Origin of the sequence: Pseudomonas sp. R2-7-07 (genome assembly GCF_003852355.1) — a bacterium.
Classification (GTDB): domain Bacteria; phylum Pseudomonadota; class Gammaproteobacteria; order Pseudomonadales; family Pseudomonadaceae; genus Aquipseudomonas.
The window spans coordinates 5397844-5422849 of sequence record NZ_CP027759.1 but is presented as its reverse complement, the minus strand read 5'-3'; the positions used below and the strand labels follow the sequence as shown (position 1 = coordinate 5422849).

Annotated in this window: 25 protein-coding genes; 10 read left to right on the top strand and 15 right to left on the bottom strand. The window is 61.9% G+C overall.

The window, feature by feature from the left end:
* Window positions 1-11 precede the first annotated feature (11 nt).
* The 5 genes from metW to C4J86_RS24985 form a co-directional block, all read right to left on the bottom strand.
* A complete protein-coding gene (gene metW, locus C4J86_RS25005) occupies window positions 12-632 on the bottom strand; it encodes a methionine biosynthesis protein MetW (protein ID WP_124364809.1) in 621 nt (206 codons plus the stop codon).
* Between the two features lie 7 nt (window positions 633-639).
* The gene (locus tag C4J86_RS25000) at window positions 640-1779 is read right to left on the bottom strand and encodes a homoserine O-acetyltransferase (RefSeq protein ID WP_124372170.1); all 1140 of its coding nucleotides are present in this window, start codon (window positions 1777-1779) and stop codon (window positions 640-642) included.
* A 133-nt stretch (window positions 1780-1912) separates the two neighbouring features.
* Entirely contained in the window at window positions 1913-2500 is a 588-nt protein-coding gene (locus C4J86_RS24995) for a YggT family protein (protein WP_124372169.1), read from the bottom strand.
* 25 nt (window positions 2501-2525) lie between these two features.
* Window positions 2526-3344, bottom strand: a complete 819-nt coding sequence (gene proC, locus C4J86_RS24990; protein ID WP_124372168.1) for a pyrroline-5-carboxylate reductase — start codon at window positions 3342-3344, stop codon at window positions 2526-2528.
* Between the two features lie 33 nt (window positions 3345-3377).
* Window positions 3378-4064, bottom strand: a complete 687-nt coding sequence (locus C4J86_RS24985; RefSeq protein WP_124372167.1) for a YggS family pyridoxal phosphate-dependent enzyme — start codon at window positions 4062-4064, stop codon at window positions 3378-3380.
* A gap of 57 nt (window positions 4065-4121) precedes the next feature.
* Here C4J86_RS24985 and C4J86_RS24980 point away from each other — a divergent pair, with 57 nt between their 5' ends.
* Window positions 4122-5156 (top strand): type IV pilus twitching motility protein PilT, encoded by a 1035-nt coding sequence (locus tag C4J86_RS24980; RefSeq protein WP_124372166.1) that lies wholly within the window; start codon window positions 4122-4124, stop codon window positions 5154-5156.
* 136 nt (window positions 5157-5292) lie between these two features.
* Here the strand turns inward: C4J86_RS24980 and C4J86_RS24975 are convergent, their stop codons facing one another.
* Window positions 5293-5931: a C40 family peptidase gene (locus C4J86_RS24975; protein ID WP_124364803.1), complete on the bottom strand. Its 639-nt coding sequence runs from the start codon at window positions 5929-5931 to the stop codon at window positions 5293-5295.
* A 249-nt stretch (window positions 5932-6180) separates the two neighbouring features.
* Here C4J86_RS24975 and C4J86_RS24970 point away from each other — a divergent pair, with 249 nt between their 5' ends.
* Window positions 6181-6609, top strand: a complete 429-nt coding sequence (locus tag C4J86_RS24970) for a TM2 domain-containing protein (RefSeq protein ID WP_124372165.1) — start codon at window positions 6181-6183, stop codon at window positions 6607-6609.
* A 132-nt stretch (window positions 6610-6741) separates the two neighbouring features.
* Here C4J86_RS24970 and C4J86_RS24965 read toward each other — a convergent pair whose 3' ends face one another.
* The 7 genes from C4J86_RS24965 to gshB form a co-directional block, all read right to left on the bottom strand.
* Window positions 6742-8013: a dihydroorotase gene (locus C4J86_RS24965; RefSeq protein WP_124372164.1), complete on the bottom strand. Its 1272-nt coding sequence runs from the start codon at window positions 8011-8013 to the stop codon at window positions 6742-6744.
* Window positions 8010-9014 (bottom strand): aspartate carbamoyltransferase catalytic subunit, encoded by a 1005-nt coding sequence (locus tag C4J86_RS24960; RefSeq protein WP_124364800.1) that lies wholly within the window; start codon window positions 9012-9014, stop codon window positions 8010-8012. Before C4J86_RS24960 ends, C4J86_RS24965 begins: the two co-directional genes overlap by 4 nt.
* Before the next feature lie 25 nt (window positions 9015-9039).
* Window positions 9040-9546, bottom strand: a complete 507-nt coding sequence (pyrR, locus tag C4J86_RS24955; protein ID WP_124372163.1) for a bifunctional pyr operon transcriptional regulator/uracil phosphoribosyltransferase PyrR — start codon at window positions 9544-9546, stop codon at window positions 9040-9042.
* A 147-nt stretch (window positions 9547-9693) separates the two neighbouring features.
* Window positions 9694-10131, bottom strand: coding sequence for a Holliday junction resolvase RuvX (gene ruvX, locus C4J86_RS24950; RefSeq protein ID WP_003213744.1), 438 nt, complete (start codon window positions 10129-10131; stop codon window positions 9694-9696).
* Window positions 10131-10700 (bottom strand): YqgE/AlgH family protein, encoded by a 570-nt coding sequence (locus C4J86_RS24945; protein WP_124368687.1) that lies wholly within the window; start codon window positions 10698-10700, stop codon window positions 10131-10133. The genes ruvX and C4J86_RS24945 overlap by 1 nt, the downstream gene beginning before the upstream one ends.
* Window positions 10701-10761: 61 nt before the next feature.
* Window positions 10762-11667: an energy transducer TonB gene (locus tag C4J86_RS24940; protein WP_124368685.1), complete on the bottom strand. Its 906-nt coding sequence runs from the start codon at window positions 11665-11667 to the stop codon at window positions 10762-10764.
* Window positions 11668-11744: 77 nt separating this feature from the next.
* Window positions 11745-12698, bottom strand: a complete 954-nt coding sequence (gene gshB / locus C4J86_RS24935) for a glutathione synthase (protein WP_124372162.1) — start codon at window positions 12696-12698, stop codon at window positions 11745-11747.
* 239 nt (window positions 12699-12937) lie between these two features.
* On the opposite strand from gshB, the gene pilG reads away from it, so the two are divergent.
* The 8 genes from pilG to C4J86_RS24895 all read left to right on the top strand — a co-directional run bounded on the left by pilG (window position 12938) and on the right by C4J86_RS24895 (window position 23815).
* Window positions 12938-13345, top strand: a complete 408-nt coding sequence (pilG, locus tag C4J86_RS24930) for a twitching motility response regulator PilG (protein ID WP_124364796.1) — start codon at window positions 12938-12940, stop codon at window positions 13343-13345.
* A 46-nt stretch (window positions 13346-13391) separates the two neighbouring features.
* Window positions 13392-13757 (top strand): twitching motility response regulator PilH, encoded by a 366-nt coding sequence (gene pilH / locus C4J86_RS24925; protein ID WP_034116227.1) that lies wholly within the window; start codon window positions 13392-13394, stop codon window positions 13755-13757.
* A gap of 12 nt (window positions 13758-13769) precedes the next feature.
* Window positions 13770-14294: a chemotaxis protein CheW gene (locus tag C4J86_RS24920; protein WP_124372161.1), complete on the top strand. Its 525-nt coding sequence runs from the start codon at window positions 13770-13772 to the stop codon at window positions 14292-14294.
* A complete protein-coding gene (locus C4J86_RS24915; RefSeq protein WP_124372160.1) occupies window positions 14291-16342 on the top strand; it encodes a methyl-accepting chemotaxis protein in 2052 nt (683 codons plus the stop codon). Before C4J86_RS24920 ends, C4J86_RS24915 begins: the two co-directional genes overlap by 4 nt.
* A 99-nt stretch (window positions 16343-16441) precedes the next feature.
* Complete coding sequence (locus C4J86_RS24910) at window positions 16442-22255, top strand: Hpt domain-containing protein (protein WP_124372159.1); 5814 nt, start codon at window positions 16442-16444, stop codon at window positions 22253-22255.
* Window positions 22248-22703 carry a chemotaxis protein CheW gene (locus C4J86_RS24905; protein ID WP_124372158.1) on the top strand — a complete coding sequence of 152 codons (456 nt, stop codon included), beginning with the start codon at window positions 22248-22250 and terminating at the stop codon, window positions 22701-22703. The genes C4J86_RS24910 and C4J86_RS24905 overlap by 8 nt, the downstream gene beginning before the upstream one ends.
* A 331-nt stretch (window positions 22704-23034) precedes the next feature.
* Window positions 23035-23418: a polymorphic toxin type 44 domain-containing protein gene (locus C4J86_RS24900; RefSeq protein WP_124372157.1), complete on the top strand. Its 384-nt coding sequence runs from the start codon at window positions 23035-23037 to the stop codon at window positions 23416-23418.
* A complete protein-coding gene (locus C4J86_RS24895; RefSeq protein ID WP_124372156.1) occupies window positions 23396-23815 on the top strand; it encodes a hypothetical protein in 420 nt (139 codons plus the stop codon). The genes C4J86_RS24900 and C4J86_RS24895 overlap by 23 nt, the downstream gene beginning before the upstream one ends.
* 174 nt (window positions 23816-23989) lie before the next feature.
* On the opposite strand, the gene C4J86_RS24890 is transcribed toward C4J86_RS24895, so the two are convergent.
* Entirely contained in the window at window positions 23990-24277 is a 288-nt protein-coding gene (locus C4J86_RS24890) for a HigA family addiction module antitoxin (RefSeq protein WP_020301914.1), read from the bottom strand.
* Between the two features lie 14 nt (window positions 24278-24291).
* Window positions 24292-24570: a type II toxin-antitoxin system RelE/ParE family toxin gene (locus C4J86_RS24885; protein ID WP_065938127.1), complete on the bottom strand. Its 279-nt coding sequence runs from the start codon at window positions 24568-24570 to the stop codon at window positions 24292-24294.
* Between the last annotated feature and the right edge of the window lie 436 nt (window positions 24571-25006).

Genomic DNA, 25006 nt, shown 5'->3' with positions numbered 1-25006 from the left:
CTTGATAATGATTAGACGGCAATCTTGTGGTCGGTCAGGCCAGGGCTGCTGACCCGGTAGATACCGATTTCGCCCAACAGGTTGGGCCATAGCTTACTCGCCCAGCCGTGGCGATGTTGTTGATCGACGGCAAGGCGGTTGATCACCTTGGCCTCACGCTCGCCACACAGGGCCTCGAAGTCTTCGAAGGTGCAGAAGTGGATGTTCGGCGTGTTGTACCAGGTGTACGGCAGGAAGTCCGACACCGGCATGCGGCCCTTGGTGGCCAGGTACCAGCGGCAGCGCCAGTGCCCGAAGTTGGGGAAGGTGATGATGCACTGGCGGCCGACGCGCAGCATTTCGTCGAGGATACGGTCCGGGTAGTGCACCGCTTGCAGGGCCTGGGTCATGACCACGATGTCGAAGCTGTCGCTGGCAAAGTTGCCCAGGCCCTTGTCCAGGTCCTGCTCGATCACGTTGATGCCCTTGGCCACGCATTGGGCGATGTTGTCCGGGTCGTTTTCCAGGCCGTAGCCGGTGACTTGCTTGTTGTCGCGCAGCCAGCTCAGCAGCTCGCCATCACCGCAGCCCAGGTCGAGCACGCGGCTGCCGGCGGGGATCCAGTCTTGGATGATTTCCAGGTCGGCTCTCATGGCGTTCTCACAAAGTAATACGGTTCATGTAGTTACTGAACGCCTGCAGATAACGGGGAATCGGAATCAGGAAGGCGTCGTGGCCTTGCGGTGCATCGATCTCCAGGTAGCAGACGTCTTTGCGCGCAGCCATCAGGGCGTCCACCAGCTCGCGGGAGCGCGCCGGCGAGAAGCGCCAGTCAGTGGTGAACGACATTACGCAGAACTTGGCCGTGGCCTGTTCGAAGGTCTTCGCCAGGTCGTCATTGAAGTTCGCGGCCGGGTCGAAGTAGTCCAGCGCCTTGGTCATCAGCAGGTAGGTGTTGGCGTCAAAACGCCCGGAGAACTCCTCGCCCTGATAACGCAGGTAGCTTTCCACCTGGAACTCGACGCTGTGGAAGTCGTAGTTGAGCTTCTCGCTTTTGAGGCCACGGCCGAATTTCTCGCCCATGGAATCATCGGACAGGTAGGTGATGTGCCCGACCATCCGCGCCAGCATCAGGCCACGCTTGGGGATCACCCCCGCTTCCTGGAACGAACCACCGTGGAACTCCGGGTCGGTGAGGATGGCCTGGCGCGCCACTTCGTTGAAGGCGATGTTCTGCGCCGACAACTTGGGCGCCGAGGCGATCGCGAGGCAGTGGCGCACGCGATCCGGGTAGGTGATGGTCCATTGCAGGGCTTGCATGCCGCCCAGGCTGCCACCGATCACAGCCGCCCATTGGCTGATGCCCAGCCGGTCGGCGAGGCGCGCCTGGCTGTGCACCCAGTCTTCCACGGTGAGTACCGGGAAGTCGGCGCCGAAGGGCTTGCCGGTCTCCGGGTTGAGGCTGCTGGGGCCGGTGGAACCGTTGCAGCCGCCGAGGTTGTTCAGGCTGACCACGAAGAACTTGTTGGTGTCGATGGGCTTGCCGGGGCCGATGCAGCTGTCCCACCAGCCGGGCTTGCGCTCGTCGACGCTGTGGAAGCCCGCAGCATGATGGTGGCCGGACAAGGCGTGGCATATCAGCACGGCGTTGCTCGCCGTGGCGTTGAGTTGGCCGTAGGTTTCGTAGATCAGGTCGTAGGCGGGCAGCGAGCGGCCGCAGGCCAGGGCCAACGGTTCGCTGAAGTGCGCCACTTGGGGCACGACCAGTCCAACGGAATCGGGGGGAAAGGCAGTTGGCATCGACCCTGCTCTCGTTTAAATGAGGCGTAAGTCTAAAGACCACTGGACCCAGCGGCAAGCAAAGGCCTGCGCCGGTACACAGATACAAAATGTGGGAGGGAGCAAGCCCCCTCCCACACTTTCCAGCGAATTGTCAGATCAGGCCGAATAGTTCTTTAGGCATGAACGCATAAAACGCCAGGCGTGGAATCACCCAGCTTTGAATCAGCTGGATCGCGATAAACGCGAAGATCGGCGAAATATCCAGGCCGCCCAAGTTGGGGACCAGGCGACGGAACGGTGCCAGCACCGGCTCGGTGATCTGGTAGACCAGTTCGGCGCCTGGGCTACGGCTGCCGGGGGCGACCCACGAGAGGATCACGCTGATGATCATCGACCAGAAGATGATCTTCAAAAACAGCGAGAAAATACCGATCAGCGCCCATGGCAACAGCAGCACGGTGAAGGCCTGGTAGCCGTTGAGCATCAGGATCACCACGAACAGCAGGATCTGCAGCAGCAGTGCCAGTACCAGCGACGACATGTCCAGCCCGAACAGGCTCGGGATCACCCGGCGCAGCGGCTTGAGCAGCGGTTGGGTGGCCTTGACCACGAACTGGCACAACGGGTTGTAGAAGTTCGCCCGCACCAGTTGCAGGATAAAGCGCATCAGCACGATCAGCAGGTACAGGCTGCCCAGGGTCTGGATGATGAAGATGGCAGCGTCATTGATTCCGAGCATGTTTGTTTACCTTGGTAAGTGACGACTATTTGCCCAGTTGCTCAGCCATTTCGGCGGAACGGTGTGCCGCAGCACCCAGTGCTTTTTCCACCAGGGCTTCAAAGCCGCCGGCCTGGAATGATTCGATGGCGGCATGGGTGGTGCCGCCCGGGGACGTGACGCGACGGCGCAGCTCGGCCGCATCCACATCGCTGGTCACCGCCATCTTCGCGGCGCCCAGGGCGGTTTGCTCGGCCAGTTGCTCGGCAACGTCGGCAGGCAGGCCCAGTTTCACGCCGGCGGCGGTCATGGCTTCGATCAACAGGAAGAAGTACGCCGGGCCGCTGCCGGAAACGGCGGTGACCGCGTCCAGTTGCTGCTCCTGCTCCAGCCACAGGGCAATGCCCACGGCGGATAACAGTTGCTCGGCCTGGTCACGCTGTGCGGCGCTGACGTCGGCGGTGGCGTACAAACCGCTCACGCCCTGGCGCAACAAGGACGGCGTATTCGGCATGCAACGTACGATCGGCTGGGCACCGAGCCAGGTGTTCATGCTGGCACAGGTGATGCCGGCGGCGATGGACACCACCAGCTGATGCGCCTGCAGGCTTGGGCGCAGGCTTTCGCACACGGCCTTCATGGCCTGGGGCTTGACCGCCAGCACAATGACGTCGACGCCCTGGATGGCCTCGGCGTTGTCGGCAAAGGTTTCAATGCCGTGTTCGGCGCTGACGCGGGCGCGGGTTTCGGCACCGGGATCGCTGGCGCGAATCTGCGCAGCGTCCAGACCCTTGGCCCGCAGGCCGCCGATCAGGCTGGCTGCCATGTTACCGGCGCCGATAAAGGCAATACGCATGTCTTTCATGACAGGTCCTTAGCTAGATGAACGTCAGCCATTTCACGGCTGGCCGTAGTCGCGGGCGCCAAACAGCGCGGTACCGATCCGCACCCAGGTGGCGCCTTGAGCGACGGCCGACTCGAGGTCGTGGCTCATGCCCATGGAAAGTGAGTCGAGTGGCAGGTTCAGGCTGGCTTGCAGCTCGCGCACCGTGGCGAACGCCGCATCCTGCGCCGCGCGATCGTCAGTCGGCTCGGGGATCGCCATCAGGCCCCGCAGCTTCAGGCGCGGCAGGGCGCTGATGGCGTTGGCCAAGGCCGGCAGGTCGGCGGGCGTACAGCCGGACTTGCTGGCTTCGCCACTGACGTTGACCTGGATGCAGATATTCAGCGCCGGCAGGTCGGCAGGGCGTTGTTCGGACAGACGTTGTGCGATTTTCAGGCGGTCCACGGAATGCACCCAAGCGAAGTTCTCGGCGATCGCGCGAGTCTTGTTCGATTGAATGGGGCCGATGAAGTGCCAACTCAAGGGCAGGTCGGTTAATTCGGCCTGTTTGCCCAGGGCTTCCTGCAGATAGTTTTCACCAAAGTCATGCATCCCGGCGGCAAAGGCTTCGCGCACGGCTTGCGCCGGTTTGGTCTTGCTCACGGCCAGCAGGTGGATGCTGCTTGCGTCACGCTGCACGGCGTCGGCGGCGGCGCGGATGCGCTGGCTAACCAGGCCGATGTTGTCTGCTATCGTCGACATTCAAGTTGTGCCCGTGGATATGGAGTCCGCGGCATTCTACTGGAAATGGAAAGCCCTATGGATATCACTGAATTACTGACGGCCAGCGTGCGCCGAGGCGCCTCCGACCTGCATTTGTCGGCCGGCCTGGCGCCGATGTTGCGCATCGATGGCGAGGTCTGGCCGCTGGACAGCCCGATACTGGCCGGGCCGCAGGTGGCGGATTTACTGAGCCCTTTGCTCAACCAATACCAACAAAAGGATTTCGAAACATCTCTTGAAACGGATTTTGCGTTCGAGCTGCCCGGCGTGGCGCGCTTTCGCGCGAATGTGTTCCAGCAGGCGCGTGGCGTTGGCGCAGTGTTTCGCACGATCCCCACCGACATCCAGAGCCTGGAAAGCCTTGGCTTGGGCGAGGTGTTCCAGCGTATCGCGCTGTTACCCCGTGGCCTGGTGCTGGTGACCGGGCCCACCGGGTCGGGCAAGTCCACCACGTTGGCGGCGATGATCGATTACCTGAATCGGCATCGGCGCCAGCACATCCTCACGCTGGAAGACCCCATTGAATTTATCCACAGGCCGAAAATGGCGTTGATCAACCAGCGCCAGGTGCATCGCGATACCCACAGCTTTTCGGTGGCCCTGCGCTCGGCGCTACGCGAAGACCCGGATGTGATCCTGGTGGGCGAGCTACGTGACCTGGAAACCATCCGCCTGGCGCTGACGGCCGCTGAGACCGGCCATCTGGTATTTGGCACCTTGCACACCACCTCGGCGGCAAAGACGGTAGACAGGCTGGTGGACGTGTTCCCGGCCGCGGAAAAGGCCATGGTCCGCTCGATGCTGTCGGAGTCGCTGCAGGCGGTGGTTTCCCAGGTGCTGGTGAAGAAGGTCGGCGGCGGACGGGTAGCGGCTCACGAGATCATGCTGGGCACGCCGGCCATTCGTAATCTGATCCGCGAAGACAAGGTGGCGCAGATGGTCTCGGCGATTCAGACCGGTGGGGCAGTGGGGATGAAGACGCTGGATATGAGTTTGAAGGCGTTGGTCGCGCAGGGCGTGATCAGCCGGGATGACGCGCGAGAAAAGGCGAGGGTGCCTGCAGACATATGATATTCAGCAAACAATGAAACCAAATGTGGGAGGGGGCTTGCTCCCGATAGCGGTTGATCAGCCAACAAATCTGTTGAATGACACTCTGCTATCGGGAGCAAGCCCCCTCCCACATTGACTGCATTTCAGCTTGGAATCAGCGCTGCACGATCCGCAGGGTGTTGTTCTGCTCTTTGGGCAGCACCCGCTTGGCGATCACATAGTTCTTGTCCCAGAACGGCTTTTTCAGCGTGTCGATGCTCACCGACTTGCCACGACGCGGCGCGTGGATGAAGCGGTCGTTGCCCAGGTAGATGGCAACGTGGTTGACCTGGCGGCTCTTGAGCTTGAAGAACAGCAAATCGCCCGGCTTCAGGTCTTTGCGATCGACTTTCAACCCGTGGCCGGCGGCCATGGCGTTGGACGTACGCGGCAAATCCACGGCCTTGACATCGTTGAACGCATATTTCACCAGGCCGCTGCAGTCGAACCCTTTACTTGGGCTGCTGCCGCCCCAACGATAAGGAGTACCGAGCACGTTGACGGCACGGCTGAGGACATCGCTGCTTTGCTTGGTATTCACGGCCAGCTGGGTGGAAAGCGTTTTACCGTGAGCCTTGCTCAGTTGAGTCGGGCGGCTGACAGTCGGCTTTACCGATTTGGCGGTGCTGGGCGTGCTATGAACTTTAGGGGTAAAACCGTTAACGTTTGGAAGACGTTGCTCACGATTGGTGGCGTGGGCGGCCAGTGGCATTAATAGGCAAATGGTTAGCCATGTCTTGAAAAATGGTCGCATTAGGCGTGGCTCTTATGGGTTTGCGCGCAACTTTATAACAGGTTTTGGTGTCGTTCTCAGGCCGTTTGTCGACTGAACCTTGGGGTCAAATTCAGCAAAAACGCGACGATTCGTCGCAATTGTCCGACACAAGTCAGGCGGTATAAGGCTTTGAGGGCAGGAAGATACCATTTGCCGTACGTCGGGCGCTCCTAAAAAAGTCACAAAAAAAATGAACAAATTTATCTATTGAGTGAAAAGGGGTAGTTCATGAACACCTATCAACAGGTTACTTCGCAGCAAGACACCCACAGCAAGGTGATCGGTTACCTGCTATGGATTTTCGGTTTTACCGGAGCGCATCGCTTCTATTACGGCAAACCGGTGACCGGCACGATCTGGTTTTTCACCTTAGGCCTGCTGGGCATCGGCTGGCTGATCGACCTGTTCCTGATCCCGGCCATGGACCGTGAAGCCGACCTGCGTTTTACCGCCGGGCCCATCGAGTACAACGTGGCCTGGATTCTGTTGGCGTTCCTGGGCGTGTTCGGTGTGCACCGGATGTACCAGGGCAAATGGATCACCGGCCTGATCTACCTGCTGACCGGTGGTTTGTTCCTGGTGGGGGTGCTGTATGACTTCTGGACGTTGAACAGCCAGATTTCGATCCGCAATGCCGAGCGCAATGCTGGACGCTGATCTTCAAGTCTGGTGAAAATCAAAATGTGGGAGGGGGCTTGCCCCCGATTGCAGTGGGTCAGCTAAAGATAAGCTGACTGATCCACAACTATCGGGAGCAAGCCCCCTCCCACATTTTTTACCGTGCCCGTTTCAGGCCTGGTAGCTGATCCGCCCATCCATCAATGTGTACCGCACCGTTGCCGGCAGGCTGTGGCCAATGAACGGGCAATTTTCTCCCTTGGACAGCCAGTGCTCCCCGGCAACCGTGGAGCTGGCCGGGTCAAACAGCACCAGGTCCGCCGCCGCACCCACCGCCAGCTGGCCCGCCGGCAAGCGCAAGGCCTGAGCCGGGCCGGTGCTCAGACGTGCCAGCAACGTAGGCAGGTCCAGCAAGCCATCCTCCACCAAGGTCATCGCCAGCGGCAGCAGCAGCTCGACGCTGCTGATACCCGGCTCGGTGGCGCCAAACGGCGCCAGCTTGGCATCGCGCTCGTGAGGCTGGTGGTGGCTGGAAATCGCCGAGACCACGCCCGACTTCACCGCCGCGCGCAAACCTTCACGGTCGGCCAGGGTGCGCAGCGGCGGCTGCACGTGATAGAGGCTGGAGAAGTCGATCAGCGCTTCGTCGGTCAGGATCAGCTGATACAGCGCCACGTCTGCCGTCACCGGCAAGCCGCGCGCCTGGGCCTGGGCGATCAGGGCGACGCCGCGGGCGCTGGTCAGTTGGCTGAAGTGCGCGCGTACGCCGCTTTGTTCCACCAGCAACAAATCACGGGCCAGGGCCACGGTTTCTGCGGTTTCCGGGATGCCCGGCAAGCCGAGGAAGCTGGCCACCGCGCCTTCATGGGCCAGGCCGCCTTCGGCCAGGTCGCGGTCCTGGGAATGAAAGATCACCGTCAGGTCGAAGGTGGCCGCGTATTCCAGGGCACGGCACAAGGTACGGCTGCTGCGAAAGCTTTCCAGGCCGTTGCTGAACGCCACGCAACCGGCGTCGCGCAAGGCGATCAGCTCAGCCAGTTGTTCGCCTTCCAGGCCTTTGCTCAAGGCGCCGACAGGGAACACTTTGCAATTACCCGCTTCCCGGGCACGGTCGAGGATCAACTCGGTGACCGCCGAGGTGTCCAGGATCGGCCTGGTGTTCGGCGGGCAGCACAGGCTGGTCACGCCACCGGCGGCGGCCGCGCGGGTTTCGCTGGTGATGTTGCCTTTGCGGCTGTAGCCCGGCTCGCGCAGGGCGACGTTAAGGTCCACCAGCCCTGGCGCGGCCACCAGGCCTTTGGCGTCGATGCTCTCAACGGCAAGGAAGCCTGCGGGAGCTGCGCCAATGGCGACGATCTTGCCGGCGTCCAGATGAAGGTCGGTAACGCGATCCAGGCCACTGGCCGGATCGATGACGCGGGCGCCGAGGATGCTGAGCTTCACTGGGCGTTCTCCTGCTCGAATTGACGTTGCGCGGTTTGCCCGCTCATGGCCATGGACAGCACGGCCATGCGGATGGCGATGCCGTAGGTCACCTGGTTGAGAATCACCGACTGCGGGCCGTCGGCCACCGCCGACTCGATTTCCACCCCTCGGTTGATCGGGCCGGGGTGCATCACGATGGCATCCGGCTTGGCACCGGCCAGGCGTGCGGTGGTCAGGCCGAACAGGCGGTAGAACTCGCCCTCGCTCGGCAGCAGGCCACCGGCCATGCGTTCGCGTTGCAGGCGCAACATGATCACCACGTCGACATCCTTGAGCCCTTCGGCCATGTCGGTGTAGACCTTCACGCCGTACTGTTCGACCCCAACGGGCAGCAAGGTTTTCGGCGCGATCACGCGAATGTCCGGGCAGCCCAGGGTTTTCAGGGCCAGCATGTTCGAGCGAGCGACCCGCGAGTGCAGGATGTCGCCGACGATGGCCACCGAGAGGTTTTCAAAACTGCCTTTATGCCGACGGATGGTGAGCATGTCGAGCATGCCCTGGGTCGGGTGGGCGTGGCGGCCATCGCCGCCATTGATGATCGCTACATTCGGGCAGACATGTTCAGCGATGAAATGCGCCGCGCCGGAATCGCCATGGCGTACCACGAACATGTCTGCGGCCATGGCCTCCAGGTTGCGCAAGGTGTCGAGCAGGGTTTCGCCTTTGCTGGCCGACGAGGTGGACACGTTCAGCGTGATCACGTCGGCCGACAGCCGTTGGGCGGCCAGCTCAAAGGTGGTGCGGGTGCGTGTGGAGTTCTCGAAGAACACGTTGCAGATGGTCTTGCCGCGCAGCAGCGGGACTTTTTTCACCGCCCGGCCACCGACTTCGAGGAACGAGTCAGCGGTGTCGAGGATTTCGGTGAGCAGTTCGCGGGGCAAACCATCGAGGGACAAGAAATGTTGCAACTGGCCCTGAGCATTGAGCTGCAGCGGGCGCTTGGCATCTAGAGGCGTCATCGCGGGGACTCTTTTACAAGGCGGGTTAAAGGGCAAGGTCTTGCAGTTCGAGTTCGAGCGGCGTTGGACCGGACAATTTTACCCGCTGGTGGGCTTGCAAAGACAGCGTCGCACCGACCACATCCGGGCTGATCGGCAATTCCCCAGCCTCCAGGTCCAGCAGGCACACCAGGGTGATACTGGCCGGGCGGCCGTAGTCGAACAGCTCATTCATGGCCGCGCGTATGGTACGCCCGCTCATCAATACGTCGTCGATCAGCACCAGGTGCTGGCCTTCGATCTCGAACGGCAGCTGCGAGGGGCGCACTTGCGGATGCAGGCCGTTCTGGCTGAAATCGTCACGGTAGAAGGACACATCCAGGGTGCCCAGGGGCGAATCGCTGCCCAACTCTCCCAGCAATGCCTGGGCCACCCACACACCGCCGGTGCGGATGCCGATAAAGCGCGGTTCGCTGATGGCGCGGTGTTCCAGGTGCGCATTGAGGCGTATCGCCATCTGGCTGATCAGTTCGGCGGGATTGGGCAGGCTCATGGTGGCTCCTCATTAAGTGTGTAGGAGCGAGCTTGCTCGCGAGAAACGTCAACGATAACGCGTGAAGCCTGGATGTACGCGGTGCCTGTGAGTTCTTCGCGAGCAAGCTCGCTCCTACAAAAGCGGCAAAGCAGCAAGCCGCGTCAGTCAGGATTCAAATAAAGCGGTGTTTTCATCCAGCCAGCCCTGCAGCAGCAGGGCGGCGGCGATAGCGTCCACGGGGTTGTCGCGGTAACTGCCCTTCTGCCCGCCACGGTCACGGCGCTCGCCCTTGGCTTCAAAGGTGGTCAGGCGCTCGTCGTGGGTATAGAAGGGCAGGTTGTAGCGGCCATTGAGGCGGCGCGCGAACTTTTCGGCGCGCAGGCACATCTCGCTGGGCGTGCCGTCCATGTTCAGGGGCAGGCCGACCACGACGGCATCGGGCTTCCATTCCTTGATCAGCGCCTCAACCTGGTTCCAGTCCGGCACGCCGTTCTGGGCCTTCAATGTGCACAGCTCGCGGGCCTGGCCGGTAATCACCTGGCCCACTGCCACGCCGATCTGTTTGGTGCCGTAGTCGAACCCCAGGATCAGACGCAAAGCCATCAGGCGTGCCCCGCCTGGCTGGTCAACAGGCTGAGGTTGACCCGCAGCTTGGCGGCGGCGGCTTCCAGGCGCAGTTCGCTGGCGGTGTTGAAGAGGATGTCGGCGTCGAACGGGCAAGTCAGCCAGGCATTGCTGGCCAGTTCTGCCTCCAATTGCCCGGCTTCCCAACCGGCGTATCCCAGAGTGATCACACTTTGCTCGGGGCCGACGCCGTCGGCAATCGCGAACAACACATCCTGGGACGTGGACAGCGAGACGCCCTCAAGGTCTACCGTGGCCTGGAACGTCGGCCCGGTGGGGTGCAACACGAAGCCGCGATCGGTCTGCACCGGCCCGCCGATGTAGATCGGCACGTCCTGGCAGCTGGCTGGCGGATCGATTTCCGGCCGCAACTGCTCGAGGATATCGGCCAGGTTCAGCTCCTGCGGGCGGTTCACCACCAACCCCATGGCACCATTGGCCGTGTGCTCGACGATGTAGGTCAAGGTCTGCGCAAAGTTCGGGTCGGCCATATGGGGCATGGCGATCAGGAAGTGGTGCTTGAGGTAGGTCGGGCTGACATTTTTCATGTCCACTAGTGTGGCGTTGGAGGGGCGAACTGACAAGCTGGGAGTTTGCTGGTGGCGAGGGTCAGTTGCTGGAAAGGCGGTCACCCTTGGCGAATTTCCAAGTGCGGATGATTTCAAGGCGGTCCACATCGTTCAAGTCGCCTGTAAAAGGCGCGAAGGGCGCGGCCAGGCGCACGATGCGCTGGGCGGCCTGGTCCAGCAAGGGCTGGCCGGACGACTCCAGTACCTGCACTTCATACAGCGAACCATCGCGGTTGATCGACACCAGCAAGCGCAAATTGCCGTAGATCTGCTGGCGGCGCGCCTCCTCCGGATAGTTGAGGTTGCCGATGCGCTCGACTTTCTTGCGCCATTCGTCCTTATACCAGGCGCCTTTGTCGCGCATGGTCGAGGCGGCGTTCAGGCGGTAGATGCGCGGGCGCTTGGCGTAGAGCTGCTGTTCGTGGGCCAGTTCGGCTTCCAGGCTGGAAATTTCGTCGGACAGGGTCGAACTGTCGAACGTTGGCGCAGGCTTGACGGGCTCGGGTTTGGGCTCGGTCTTGGTCTTTTCGCGCTGGGTCGGGGCTTTTTGCGGTTTGGGCGCAACCGTGGTCACGGCAGCCTTGGGCGTGGCCTGTTTGACTTCAGGCCTGGGAGCCGGCGGTGGGGTGACTTTGTTGACCTTGTTGTCCTGGAACGGCGCCACTTCGGTGGTCTTGGGCACGGCTTTCTTGTCGAGCGTGCCGCTGCCTTGCTGGTTCTCCTGGGCGAGAAAATCGGCCTTCTCGGGCTTTTTATCGCTCTTGAAGGTGGCCAGCGTGATTTCCAGGGTTTTGGTGATCTGCTTGGGCTCGACCATGGTGAAGCCCAGGCCGAGGATCAGTGCGAGGTGAATCAGCGCTGCCAGGAACAGGGTAAATCCGAGCCGATCAGCCGGGCGCACGCCGCTGTGGGAGAGTTCGGGGGGCAGTTCGGACGGGAGCGTCATGACAAGAAAACCAACATCGCGCGTTTCACAGGTGGCGCATGATAACGCAATGTTGGTTTATGTCCGGCTGTTCTATGTCACTTGGCTTGTAGCTTGCGCTCAATGGCCGCCATCAGCATTTCGCCGATGTTCGTGCCAAATGCGTTATCAATCTCGCGAATACAGGTCGGGCTGGTGACGTTGATCTCGGTGAGGTTTTCGCCAATTACGTCAAGTCCTACGAACAGCAGACCTTTTTCGCGAAGGGTCGGGCCGACTTGAGCGGCGATCCAGCGGTCCTTGTCCGACAACGGCCGCGCTTCACCACGGCCACCGGCCGCCAGGTTGCCACGGGTCTCGCCGGCCGCCGGGATGCGCGCCAGGCAATAATCCACCGGCTCGCCGTCGATCATCAGGATGCGTTTGTCGCCGTCCTTGATCGCTGGCAGATAGGCCTGGCCCATGATCTGCTGGGTGCCCAGCGCGGTCAGGGTTTCCAGGATCACCGAGAGGTTCGGGTCGCCCGCGCGGTGACGGAAGATCGAGGTGCCGCCCATGCCGTCCAGCGGCTTGAGGATCACATCACCGTGCTTGGCGGCGAACTCACGCAGCACGTCGGCGCGGCGGCTGACCACGGTCGGCGGTGTGCACTGCGGGAACAGCGTGGCGAACAGTTTTTCATTGCAGTCGCGCAGGCTTTGCGGCTTGTTGACGATCAACACGCCGGCGCGTTCGGCCTGCTCCAGCAGGTAGGTGGAATAAACGAATTCCATGTCGAACGGCGGGTCCTTGCGCATCAGGATCACGTCCAGGTCGCTCAGGGGGCTGTCGACTTCATCCTGCAGTTCGAACCACTTCTCGGGGTTGGCGAATACCTGCAACGGGCGCATCCGCGCGCGGGCCTCGCCGTCGCCCTGGTAAAGGTCGCGCTGTTCCATATAGAACAGGGTCCAGCCGCGGGCCTGGGCGGCCAGGAGCATGGCCAGCGAGCTGTCCTTTTTATAGGAAATGCTGGCGATAGGGTCCATGACAATGCCGACGCGAACGCTCATGGGGGATTTCCTCTAGCAAATTAGGGCGCATAAAAGTGGCGTCAGAGTGGCGCTGCGGCTGTTGTGGGTCAAGGAAAAACCACCAGGCGGGCGCCTCGATAGATTGCGCCCGGAGACTGTGCTAAAAAGACTGCCACGGCGCAGCAGCCCTTGAATTCCAAGGCTTGTGGCGCTCATTCTGTGAGAGATCAGGCAGTACACACCGAAAACCGATTCGCTGTGGCGATGGTAGAGCAACTATGGAACAGCATTCCAACGCCTTGAGAGTGATGGTGATCGACGATTCGAAAACGATCCGCCGCACCGCCGAGACGCTGTTGAAGAACATGGGGTGCGAGGTCATCACGGCCATCGACGGTTTCGATGCGCTGGCCCGAATCGTGGACCATCACCCGCACATTATCTTTGTCGACATCATGATGCCGCGCCTGGATGGCTACCAGACCTGCGCGCTGGTGAAGAACAACCCGGCGTTCAAGTCGATCCCGGTGATCATGCTGTCCTCCAAGGACGGCCTGTTCGACAAGGCCAAGGGGCGTATCGTGGGTGTCGATCAGTTTTTGACCAAGCCTTTCAGCAAGGAAGAACTGCTGGGTGCGATCAAGGCCTATGTGCCTGCCTTCGCCGCAGTAGAACAAGCACACTGACGCCGCCTCAAAGGGGCCGGCGCCGACCAATGTAGTGGGGAAAACCATGGCACGTGTTCTGATCGTCGACGATTCGCCGACCGAAATGTACAAACTGACCGGCATGCTGGAAAAGCATGGTCACGAGGTTCTCAAGGCCGCCAATGGCGGCGATGGTGTGGCGCTTGCCCGCCAGGAAAAACCTGACGCGGTATTGATGGACATCGTAATGCCGGGCCTCAACGGGTTCCAGGCCACGCGCCAACTGACCAAAGACAAAGAAACCGAGCACATCCCGGTGATCATCATCACCACTAAAGACCAGGAAACCGACAAGGTGTGGGGCACTCGCCAGGGCGCCAAGGACTACCTGACCAAGCCGGTCGATGAAGAAACCCTGATCGCCACGCTGAACAAGGTGCTGGCCGGCTGACGGCACGCCATCATGACCGAGTCGCAAACCGCCTTTGAGCTGCTGCTGGACATCGACCGCCGCTGCCGCCTGCTGGCCGCCGATCTGCCGTCCCAGGAAACCCGCCTGCAACGCTGGAGCGGGATTGGCTTTCGCCTGGGGCAGCAATGGTTTGTGGCGCCCATGGGCGAAGTCGCCGAGGTACTGCATGAGCCGCGCTGCACCCTGATGCCTGGCGTCAAGCCCTGGGTCAAGGGCGTGGCCAACCTGCGCGGGCGCCTGCTGCCGGTGATGGACCTGGGCGGGTTCCTCGGCCAGGCACTGTCCAAGGCGCGCAAGCAACGGCGGGTGCTGGTGGTGGAATTCAACGATCTGTTTGTCGGGTTGCTGGTGGACGAGGTGGTGGGCATGCAGCATTTCGCACTGGACGCCTGGCGGGCGAGTACCGCCGCTGGCGCGCCGTTTATCCAGGGCCAATTCGATGGCGACCCGCAGTGGCAGGTCTTCAGCCCCTTTGCCCTGGCCCAGGCTCCAGGCTTCATGGATGTTGCCGCATGAGCACCGTCATCCCGCCCAAACCCCAGGCCGCCTCGCGCAGCCGCTCGCAGATCATCGTGCTGTTTATCGCCCTGATCGTGTTCATCATGCTGTTGTTCGCCAACTTCGCGTACCTCAACACCCAGTCCACCTACGACAAACAGTACATCGGCCACGCGGGTGAGCTGCGGGTGCTGTCCCAGCGCATCGCCAAGAACGCCACCGAAGCCGCCGCCGGCAAGGCGGCCGCGTTCAAACTGCTGGGCGAGGCGCGCAACGACTTTGCCCAGCGCTGGGGCTACTTGAAAAAAGGCGACCCGCAAACCGGCCTGCCGGCCGCACCCAGCGCCGTACGCGCTGAAATGCGTGCGGTGCAGACCGACTGGGAAGCCCTGCTGAAAAATACCGATGCCATTCTCGCCAGCGAACAGACCGTGCTGTCATTGCACCAGGTGGCCGCCACCCTCGCCGAGACCGTGCCGCAGTTGCAGATAGAGTCGGAAAAAGTCGTCGACATATTGCTCCAGCGCGGCGCCCCCGCGAGCCAGGTGGCACTGGCCCAGCGCCAGTCATTGCTGGCGGAGCGCATCCTGGGCGCGGTCAACACCGTGCTCGCCGGCGACGAAACCGCGGTGCAGGCCGCCGATGCCTTCGGTCGCGACGCCAACCGTTTTGGCGTGGTGCTCAATGGCATGCTCAACGGCAACCCCGGCCTGCGCATCACCCAGGTCGAAGACCCTGATGCCCGCGCCCGGTTGGGGGAAATTGCCGAACTGTTCGAATTCGTCTCGGGTTCCGTCGATGAAATTCTCGAAACCTCACCACAGCTGTTTCAGGTACGCGCTTCGGCGGGCAATATTTTCAACCTGTCGCAAACCCTGCTCGATGAAGCCTCGCACCTGGCCACCGGTTTTGAGAACCTGGCCGGCGGGCGCAGCCTGGATACCCTGGGTGGCTATGGGCTGGGGCTGCTGGCGCTGGCCTCGATCATCCTGATCGGCCTGGTGATGGTGCGCGAGACCAACCGCCAACTGCATGAAACCGCCGAGAAAAATGAGCGCAATCAGAACGCGATCATGCGTCTGCTGGACGAAATCGAAGACTTGGCTGACGGCGACCTGACCGTCACGGCCTCGGTCACCGAAGACTTCACCGGCACCATTGCCGATTCGATCAACTATTCGGTGGATCAGCTGCGCGACCTGGTGGCGACCATCAACCTCACCGCCGGGCAAGTCGCCGGCGCGGTACAGGAGACCCAGGCCACCGCCATGCACCTGGCCCAGGCCTCGGAGCATCAGGCCCAGCAGATCGCCGAAGCCTCCACCGCGATCAACCAGATGGCCCAGTCCATCGACCAGGTGTCGGCCAACGCCGCCGAGTCCTCAGCGGTGGCGGAGCGTTCGGTAGAGATCGCCAATAAGGGCAACGAGGTGGTGCACAACACCATCCACGGCATGGACAACATCCGCGAACAGATCCAGGACACCGCCAAGCGCATCAAGCGCCTGGGGGAATCGTCCCAGGAGATCGGCGACATCGTCAGCCTGATCGACGACATCGCCGACCAGACCAACATTCTCGCCCTGAACGCTGCGATCCAGGCGAGCATGGCCGGGGATGCCGGGCGTGGTTTTGCGGTGGTGGCCGATGAAGTGCAACGGCTGGCCGAGCGCTCATCAGCCGCCACCCGGCAGATCGAAACCCTGGTGCGGGCGATCCAGGCCGACACCAATGAAGCCGTGATTTCCATGGAACAGACCACCACCGAAGTGGTGCGCGGCGCACGGCTGGCCCAGGACGCCGGGGTGGCGCTGGAAGAGATCGAAGGCGTCTCGAAAACCCTGGCGGCGCTGATCCAGAGCATCTCGAACGCGGCGCAGCAGCAGACCTCGTCGGCGGGGCAGATTTCCCTGACCATGAATGTGATCCAGCAGATCACCACGCAGACGTCGTCCGGTTCCACGGCGACCGCCGAAAGTATTGGTAACCTGGCGAAGATGGCCAGTCAGTTGCGCAGGTCGGTGTCAGGTTTTACCTTGCCGGCAGCCAAACAGGCAGATGACTGAAATGCGATCCAAATGTGGGAGGGAGCAAGCCCCCTCCCACAGTTGATCTCCATTGGTTTCAAGAACACCAGCAACTCATGAATTCTAAGCGGAGCAGTTATGGTTGATCGGCACGACTACGTGGCCCTCGAATGGGTCAAGGGCGACATTGCCGAAACCCTGAAACAGGCCCGTTCGGCGCTGGACGCTTATGTTGAAACCGGCGACGGCATTGATGCGTGCCTGGCCGGTATCCACCAGGTGCACGGCGCGCTGCAAATGGTCGAGTTCTACGGCGCGGCCCTGCTGGCTGAAGAGATCGAAGCCCTGGCGCTCGCGCTGCAGGCCGGGCAGGTCAGCCAGCGCGACGAAAGCATCCGCCTGCTGCAACAGGCCCTCGGCCAATTGCCGCTGTACCTGGACCGCGTGCACAGCGCCCGTCGCGACCTGCCGCTGGTGGTGTTGCCGCTGCTCAACGATTTGCGCAGCGCCCGCGGTGAAAGCCTGCTGTCGGAGACCAGCCTGTTCAGCCCGCAGCTGCTGACGATCGCACCGCTGCCCGATGAGGCGCTGGCTCAACGCACACCGCCGGACATTCACCAACAACTGCGCCAATGGCACGCACTGCTGCAGCAAGCCCTGGCCGGGTTGCTGCGCGAGGACCACGGCCCGAGCAACCTGGAAGACATGGCGCGGGTGTTCGCGCGCCTCGAAGCTTTGTGCCAGGGCGCGCCGCTGTTGCCGTTGTGGCAGGTCACCTCGGCGTTGGTCGAAGGCATGCTCACCGGGGTGATCGCCAACAGCCCGGCACTGCGCAGCCTGCTCAAGGCCAGCGGCAAGCAACTCAAGCGCCTGCTGGCCCAGGGCATTGTCGGGATCAACCAGCCGGCGCCGGATGAGTTGCTCAAGAGCCTGCTGTTCTACGTCGCCAAAGTCACCCGGCCGACGCCGCGCATGCAAAGCCTGAAGGAGCGCTACGGCCTGGATGAGGCCCTGCCCGACAGTGCCGTGGTCGATGCCGAGCGGGCGCGCCTGGCCGGGGCGGACCGCAACGCCATGGGCTCGGTGCTCGGCGCATTGTGCGAAGAGCTGGTGCGGGTCAAGGAACGCCTCGATCTGTTCGTGCGCAGCGACCGCCAGCACACCCAGGACCTTGACCCGCTGCTGGCGCCGCTGCGGCAGATCGCCGACACCTTGGCGGTCCTCGGTTTCGGCCAGCCGCGTAAAGTGATCATCGACCAGCTCGCCGTGGTATTGAGCCTGGTGCAGGGCCAGCGCGAACCCAGTGACGCCGTACTGATGGACGTTGCCGGGGCGTTGCTCTACGTCGAAGCCACGTTGGCCGGGATGGTCGGCACGGTGGAGCCGGAGAGCCGCGAAGAGAGCCGTCTGCCGACCACCGACCTGACCCAGATCCACCAATTGGTGATCCGCGAGTCCTGCCAATGCCTGCGCCAGGCCAAAGAGTTGGTGATCGATTGCATCGAGGCCGATTGGGACCGCCAACGTCTGGAATCCCTGCCGGAGCTGCTGAGCCAGGTGCGCGGCGCCCTGGCGATGATTCCACTGCCTCGCGCGGCGAGCTTGATGCGCGGCTGTACCGATTATGTCGATGAGCAGTTGATGGTCAACGATACCGCGCCCGGCGAAGCGCCGTTGGCGCATTTCGCCGAGGTGATCAGCAGCCTGGAGTACTACCTGGAACGCATGCTCCAGGACCCCGACGCCGCTGGGGAAAAAGTGCTGGAACTGGCCACCCAGGGCCTGAGTGCGCTGGGCTACCTGCCGGTGGAAAAACCCTGGCGCCAGGCACTGGCTGCGCCCGACGGCGCCCTGTCCGGCGACAGCGCGCCAAGCCAATCCCAATTCGATGCGCTGGCCAGTCCCACCTCGCGCCTTAACCCGCCGGCCCTGCAGCGTCCAGGCAGCCTGCAGCCGCCCCCAGCCGATGAAGCGCCGATTGACGATGAGTTGCGCGAAGTCTTCCTCGAGGAAGCCGATGAAGTCCTCGACGTGCTGCACCGTTACCTGCCTGACAGCACTGAAAAAACCGCCCAGGGCGAAATGCGCCGTGCCTTCCACACCCTGAAAGGCAGCGGCCGTATGGTCCGCGCCCTGGTGATGGCGGAACTGGCCTGGGCCGTGGAAAACCTGCTCAACCGCGTGCTTGAGCGCAACGTCGCCATGGGCCCTGAAGTGCAGCAGGTGCTGGATGACGCGGTGGCGCTGCTGCCGGAGTTGATCGCCGACTTCGCCACCGACGACCAGCGCCAGCGCGATGAGGTCGACGCCCTCGCTGCCCGCGCCCACGGGTTGGCCAGCGGCGCCCAGGTACCGGTTGCCGAGCCCCACGACCCGATGTTGCTGGAGATCTTCCGCAATGAAGCCCAGAGCCATCTGGACAGCCTCGACCAGTTCCTGCAACAGGCCGCCGAACACCTGCCGCTGCAGGTCAGTGATGAATTGCAACGCGCCCTGCATACCCTCAAGGGCAGCGCCTACATGGCCGGCGTGTTGCCGATTGCCGAATTGGTACGTCCGCTCGACCACCTGACCCGCGAATACAAGGCGCACCGTGTGCCGCTGGACCTGGACGAAATCGAGTTGTTGCTGGAAGCCGAGGGCCTGTTGCAAAAGGGATTGCGTGACCTGGACGGCGATCCCCTGGCGCCGATCAAGGGCGCCGCAGACTTGATCACGCGCACCCAAGGCCTGTTGGACCAACAGCTCGAAAACCTGCTCAACGCCCCCGGCACCGGCCTGCGCGTCAAGTGCGACCCGCAACTGATCAGCAACTTCCTGGCCCAGGGCATGGACATCCTGCTCGACGCCGAAAGCCTGCTGCGCCGCTGGCAGCAACACCCCGGCGAGCGCCAGGAACTGACCGCGCTGCTGGACGAACTGACCACCCTGGGCGAGGGCGCGCACATCGCCGACCTGCACCCTATCGATCAATTGTGCGAAGCCTTGCTTGATCTGTATGGCGCGGTGGAAGAAAGCAGCCTGGCGGTCAGCGAGCGGTTCTTCCAGGAGGCCGAGCAGGCCCATGAAGCGCTGATCAATATGCTCGACCAACTGGCGGCCGGGCAGGAAATCAGCCCGGCGCCGGCACGGGTACAGGCCCTGCGCGCGTTGCTGGATGACGCCCTCGATCCCTCCGCCACCGGCCTGATCAAACGTGACGGCAGCCGTGGCCTGAGTGTCGCCGAGCTGGGTGCCGCGACCGAAGCGCTGAACCGGCACACGGCGATGGACGATGAGATCGTCGACATCTTCCTTGAAGAGGCGGTGGACATCCTCGACAGCGCCGGTCAATCGCTCAAGCGCTGGTTGCTGGAGCCCGACGGCCTGGCGCCGTTGTCCTCGTTGCAGCGGGACCTGCACACCCTCAAGGGCGGTGCGCGCATGGCCGAAATCGGCCCGGTGGGCGACCTGGCCCAGGAGCTGGAATGTGTCTACGAGGGTCTGGTAGACCGCCGCTACAGCTATTCCACCGAGCTGTCCCAGCTGCTGATGGCCAGCCACGAACGCCTGGCCTTGCAGTTGGACGAACTGCACCAGCATCAGCCCCTGAGCGACAGCGCCGAGCTGGTCGCCCGGTTGCGCGAACTGCGCCACAGCAGCCTTCCGGCGGCCCCGGTTGCATCACCGGAAGCCTCGGGTGCCGACCCCGAACTGTTGGATATTTTCCTCGAGGAAGCCGCCGATATTCTCGACAGCTCCGGCAGCGCGTTGCTGCGCTGGCAGGCCGAACCCGGCAACCGCCAGGAAGTGGAAACCCTGCTGCGTGACCTGCACACCCTCAAGGGCGGCGCACGCATGGTCGAGATAGGCCCGATTGGCGACCTGGCCCACGAGTTGGAGTTTCTCTACGAGGGGCTGTCCGCAGGGCTGCTCGCGCCGTCACCCGAGCTGTTCGCGCTGCTGCAAGGTTGCCACGACCGGCTGGCGCAGATGATTGATGCGGTGGCGGACGGCTTGCCAGTGGGCTCGGTGGACAAGCTGATCGAGCGCATCAAAAGCTTGGTGCATCCCAGCGATGAGCCGGTAGTGCCGGTGGCATTGTCGGTGGGTAAGACGGAAGCGGCGGTCGATCCGGCCGCCGACATGGTGAAGATCTCCGCCGAACTGCTCGACGACCTGGTCAACCTGGCCGGCGAAACATCGATCTTCCGCGGCCGTATCGAGCAACAGGTCAACGACGCACGCACTGCGCTCACGGAAGTGGAAACCACCATCGAGCGCATGCGCGACCAACTGCGCCGCCTCGACACCGAAACCCAGAGCCGGCTTTTCAGCCGCCAGCAGGCCGAGGCCGAACGCCTGGGCTACGAAGAATTCGACCCGCTGGAAATGGATCGCCATTCGCAATTGCAGCAGTTGTCCCGCGCGCTGTCCGAATCGGCCTCCGATTTGCTCGACCTCAAGGAAACCCTCGAGCGCCGCAATCAAGACGCCCATGACCTGCTGCAGCAACAGGCGCGTATCAACACCCAGTTGCAGGAAGGCCTGATGCGCACGCGCATGGTGCCGTTCGAGCGCATGCTGCCGCGCCTCAAGCGCATCGTGCGCCAGGTCGCCGGCGAGCTGGGCAAGGACGTCGAGTTCGTGGTCGGCAATGCCGAGGGCGAAATGGACCGCAACGTCCTGGAACGCATGGCGGCGCCGCTGGAACACATGCTGCGCAACGCCGTCGACCATGGCCTGGAGTCCCGTGAGGTGCGCCTGCAGGCGGGCAAGCCGGAGAAGGGGCGCATCACCCTGGACCTGACCCACGAAGGCGGCGACATCGTCTTCGACATGCGCGACGACGGCACCGGTGTGCCCCTCGAAGCTGTGCGCCGCAAGGCGATCAAACGCGGCCTACTCGACCCCAATCAAGAGATCAGCGACCGCGACGTGCTGCAGTTCATCCTGCAACCGGGGTTTTCCACGGCGGAAAAGATCACCCAGATTTCCGGGCGCGGTGTGGGCATGGACGTGGTGCACGAAGAAGTGCGCCAGCTTGGCGGTTCGATGGTGATCGACTCGATCCCGGGCGTGGGTGTGCATTTCAGGATTCGCCTGCCGTTTACCGTGTCGGTCAACCGTGCGCTGATGGTGCAGTGCGCGGACGATCAGTATGCGATTCCGCTCAATACCATCGACGGCCTGGTGCGCGTGCCGCCCCATGAGCTGGCGGGGCACTACCAGCAAGATCCGCCGCGCTATGCCTATGCCGGCCAAGTCTACGAACTGTTTTACCTTGGCGACCTGCTGCACACCGTCAGCCGTCCCAAACTGCTCGGCCAGTACCAGCCGGTGCCGGTGTTGCTGATGCAGTGCAATGAGCGACACGTGGCGGTGCATGTGGATGCCATGGCCGGGACCCGCGAGATTGTGGTCAAGGGCCTGGGGCCGCAGTTTGCCGGCGTTCAGGGCTTGTCCGGGGCGACGATCCTGGGCGATGGCCGCGTGGTGTTGATCATCGACCTGCTGGCGCATATCCGCGCGCGGCAACCGGCGTTGCCGGCGCAGTCGGTGGATGCGCCGCTGATCCTCAACGACCCGCTGAAAAAGCGCCCGCTGTTGGTGCTGGTGGTGGACGACTCGGTCACCGTGCGCAAAGTCACCAGCCGCCTGCTGGAGCGCAATGGCATGAACGTGCTGACCGCCAAGGACGGCATCGACGCCCTCGCCGTGCTCGAGGAACACACCCCGGACCTGATGCTGCTCGACATCGAAATGCCGCGCATGGACGGCTTTGAAGTGGCGATCCAGGTGCGCAACGATCCACGCCTGATGCGCCTGCCGATCATCATGATCACCTCGCGCACCGGCCAGAAACACCGCGATCGCGCCATGGCCATCGGCGTCAACGACTACCTCGGCAAGCCGTACCAGGAGTCGGTGCTGCTGGAAAGCATCGCGTATTGGAGCAAGTCCCATGCTTGACCATCGCGCAAGCCAACTCACCGGGCTGTTGCTGCCGCTGGCTGACCGTCACCTGATAGTGCCCAACGTTGCGGTAGCCGAACTGATCGACTTCCAGCGCGGCGAACCGGCCAGCGATGCACCGCCGTGGTACCTGCGCCAGGTGACCTGGCGCGATCGGCAAATCCCCTTGATCAGCTTCGAAGCCGTGTGCGGCGAAGCCAGCATGACCGGCGAGCGTTCACGCATCGTCGTGTTGAATGCACTGGGTGGGCGGCCGACGTTGAAGTTCATTGCGCTGGTGATCCAGGGAATCCCGCGCTCGTACAAGCTCGACAGTGAACTGAGCTACGTGGACGTCCCGCTGTGCCCGCTGGAGCTGGCAGCGGTACAGGTGGGCGAACATGTGGCGAAGGTGCCGGACTTGATGGGGCTTGAAGAGTTACTGGCCGAGTCCGGACTGGCCTGAACCCAAGCCCTATGAAAATCCAATGTGGGAGGGGGCTTGCCCCCGATGGCGGTGTGCCAGTCTCAGCAACTGTCACTGAACCACCGCTATCGGGAGCAAGCCCCCTCCCACACTGATTGTGCTCATCTCCAGACCTCAAACAATAGGATCGCCCGTGGTGGGGTTGGATGAAAAAAAGGTTAGAGAGAAAGGTTCCGAGCAACAACCTGAACATCTTGTAGGAATGAGATGTGGTTGTTGTCGGCGAGTTCTGCATTTGTATTTATTGGGTTTTCAGGCCTGAGCGGGGTGGCTAAGTTCTGCGCTCCTCACTGCCAGCATGGACCTGCAAATGGCCGTACCATTAATGCCGCCTGGTGTTTCAATGCTTGAAAACATGGCGATATCCAAATGCAAGCGCATTCATCTCAAGCCCGGTTCGGCATTCGCCTATTCGTGGTTTTATTCCCAAGTTCGTGCAGCCGGCCCATGGAACTACAAGAAGCGGGGGCGTCAGTACGAAGCTTTTGGTAACTTCAATTACGGTGCTACGGGCACGGTGCTGGGCATTCCCGAAAATGTGTTGCTGCGAGCCGCCGGTGTCGCTCAAACCGTCGCCAAAACGACCCGTCCGGATTTTGGATCATGGTGGGGCGGTGAGCCTTTTGGTGATGACCCACGGGACCAATATTGGATAAGAAGAGGTATTGAATATGCCATTTCGCAAGGCCACTGAGCGCCTCATGCCTGTTCTGCGTAATTGCCTGCTTGTGGTCTGCCTGATCTATATCGGCGGCAGTTGGATCCTGTCGCCCGGAACACCGGACTTGGATGAAGTGGTGTTGAAGCATTCCCTGGGCAACGGTATGTCGATCTATGGTGCGCGAGATAGCCAAGGTGGTGCGACGGTGGGGTTTTCCTACAGGTACTACGTGCATAAGGATTTGGGAAGTGATCAGGAAATCCTCAGCGCATTAGTGTCTGCACCCCCTTTTCTCAAAACAAAAGAGCCGGATGTCCAAGTCAATAATGAAGGGGGGGGCCTGCAGCTGGTTATTCAGGGAGAAGTGTATGAGTACCACAGTTATGCACTGGAAGGCCTGGGAAAGGTCAAGGTGATGATGGTGTTGTGATGGGCCAGCCCTCGGATTTTTCCTGCAAGATTTTGGTCCGCGCGTGACCTTCTCGGGGACTGCTATCAGATAGATGTGGGAGGGGGCTTAAAACCCCCGATATCGGTGTATCAGCCAGAAATTTGTTAGCTGACCCACTGCTATGGGGGTAAGCCCCTCCCACTTTCTCCATTTTCAATCAATCCGCGCAAACCGCTCAATCACCGGCTGCTCCCGATGCTCGGCCTGCCACAAGTCGTAGGCACTCTGCATCGACAACCATAACTGGGCTGTACTCACACCGGCCCGCTCCAACCGGACGGCGAGGTCCGGGCTGACCGGGGCGTGGCCATGCAAGATCCTTGAAAACGTCTCACGGGCGAAACCAAGACGTCGCGCCATTTCGGTGATGGTGATGCCCAGGGCGGGGATCACATCTTCAAGCAGGATCTCACCTGGGTGAGGTGGGTTATGCATACCCATATCGATGCCTCTACTCAGTGGTAGTCAAGATAGTCGACCAGTTCGACCTGATCGTCGAACATCCGAAAAATGATGCGCCAGTTACCACTTATGCTGACGGACCAGTAGTCGATCAGGTCGCCCTTCAAACGATGGAAGCGCCAGCCGGGTAGGTCCAGTGCATCTGGGTGCTCGGCTTTGTCCAGAATGAGCAGAACGCGGCGCAAGCGCTTTGCATGATTTGCGTTGATGCCTCTGGTTGAACCGGTCTCATAGAAGGCCCTGAGTCCCTTATGTTTCCAGCTGACAATCATGGCACGATTGTGATGTGATGCATCACGCTCTGCAATGGCCTTGCATCGGGTTTAACGGTCGGATTCATGATCTCTGCCCGTGGCACGATTCGGATGGAAAAGGCTAGAGAGGCGAGTTCCGAGCAACAACCTGAAAAGCCTGTCGGAGCATTCTTTGCTGCCTATCGGAAGGATGACAGTGGGTGTGGGCTTAGGATTTTTCCTGCAAGATTTTGGGCCGCGCATGAACTTGTGATGAGAGGCCCGCGCGCCTAGTCTTCGTCCCGTCATCGCAAAAAACGGTGACACGGACGTGCAAGTCCGGTTACATGTCGGCGCATCGGCGCCCATAGCCATTCAACGGGCGTTTTTTATGCCTGCTGTATATGTTATGGCGGCTGTGCGTGGGAGATCCCTTGGGGTCTGCCGGGGTCCGATATGCCCGGTCTTGCACACC

Bases quoted from the DNA above. Each gene is read 5' to 3' on its own strand.
- C4J86_RS24985 (WP_124372167.1), bottom strand. From the start codon at position 4,064: ATGTCGACGATAGCAGACAACATCGGCCTGGTTAGCCAGCGCATCCGC.
- C4J86_RS24980 (WP_124372166.1), top strand. From the start codon at position 4,122: ATGGATATCACTGAATTACTGACGGCCAGCGTGCGCCGAGGCGCCTCC.
- C4J86_RS24970 (WP_124372165.1), top strand. From the start codon at position 6,181: ATGAACACCTATCAACAGGTTACTTCGCAGCAAGACACCCACAGCAAG.
- C4J86_RS24960 (WP_124364800.1), bottom strand. From the start codon at position 9,014: ATGACGCCTCTAGATGCCAAGCGCCCGCTGCAGCTCAATGCTCAGGGC.
- C4J86_RS24895 (WP_124372156.1), top strand. From the start codon at position 23,396: ATGCCATTTCGCAAGGCCACTGAGCGCCTCATGCCTGTTCTGCGTAAT.
- metW (WP_124364809.1), bottom strand. From the start codon at position 632: ATGAGAGCCGACCTGGAAATCATCCAAGACTGGATCCCCGCCGGCAGC.
- C4J86_RS25000 (WP_124372170.1), bottom strand. From the start codon at position 1,779: ATGCCAACTGCCTTTCCCCCCGATTCCGTTGGACTGGTCGTGCCCCAA.
- C4J86_RS24995 (WP_124372169.1), bottom strand. From the start codon at position 2,500: ATGCTCGGAATCAATGACGCTGCCATCTTCATCATCCAGACCCTGGGC.
- C4J86_RS24905 (WP_124372158.1), top strand. From the start codon at position 22,248: ATGCTTGACCATCGCGCAAGCCAACTCACCGGGCTGTTGCTGCCGCTG.
- C4J86_RS24890 (WP_020301914.1), bottom strand. From the start codon at position 24,277: ATGGGTATGCATAACCCACCTCACCCAGGTGAGATCCTGCTTGAAGAT.
- pyrR (WP_124372163.1), bottom strand. From the start codon at position 9,546: ATGAGCCTGCCCAATCCCGCCGAACTGATCAGCCAGATGGCGATACGC.
- C4J86_RS24885 (WP_065938127.1), bottom strand. From the start codon at position 24,570: ATGATTGTCAGCTGGAAACATAAGGGACTCAGGGCCTTCTATGAGACC.
- C4J86_RS24945 (WP_124368687.1), bottom strand. From the start codon at position 10,700: ATGAAAAATGTCAGCCCGACCTACCTCAAGCACCACTTCCTGATCGCC.
- gshB (WP_124372162.1), bottom strand. From the start codon at position 12,698: ATGAGCGTTCGCGTCGGCATTGTCATGGACCCTATCGCCAGCATTTCC.
- ruvX (WP_003213744.1), bottom strand. From the start codon at position 10,131: ATGGCTTTGCGTCTGATCCTGGGGTTCGACTACGGCACCAAACAGATC.
- C4J86_RS24920 (WP_124372161.1), top strand. From the start codon at position 13,770: ATGACCGAGTCGCAAACCGCCTTTGAGCTGCTGCTGGACATCGACCGC.
- C4J86_RS24900 (WP_124372157.1), top strand. From the start codon at position 23,035: ATGGCCGTACCATTAATGCCGCCTGGTGTTTCAATGCTTGAAAACATG.
- pilG (WP_124364796.1), top strand. From the start codon at position 12,938: ATGGAACAGCATTCCAACGCCTTGAGAGTGATGGTGATCGACGATTCG.
- C4J86_RS24940 (WP_124368685.1), bottom strand. From the start codon at position 11,667: ATGACGCTCCCGTCCGAACTGCCCCCCGAACTCTCCCACAGCGGCGTG.
- C4J86_RS24910 (WP_124372159.1), top strand. From the start codon at position 16,442: ATGGTTGATCGGCACGACTACGTGGCCCTCGAATGGGTCAAGGGCGAC.
- C4J86_RS24975 (WP_124364803.1), bottom strand. From the start codon at position 5,931: ATGCGACCATTTTTCAAGACATGGCTAACCATTTGCCTATTAATGCCA.
- proC (WP_124372168.1), bottom strand. From the start codon at position 3,344: ATGAAAGACATGCGTATTGCCTTTATCGGCGCCGGTAACATGGCAGCC.
- C4J86_RS24915 (WP_124372160.1), top strand. From the start codon at position 14,291: ATGAGCACCGTCATCCCGCCCAAACCCCAGGCCGCCTCGCGCAGCCGC.
- pilH (WP_034116227.1), top strand. From the start codon at position 13,392: ATGGCACGTGTTCTGATCGTCGACGATTCGCCGACCGAAATGTACAAA.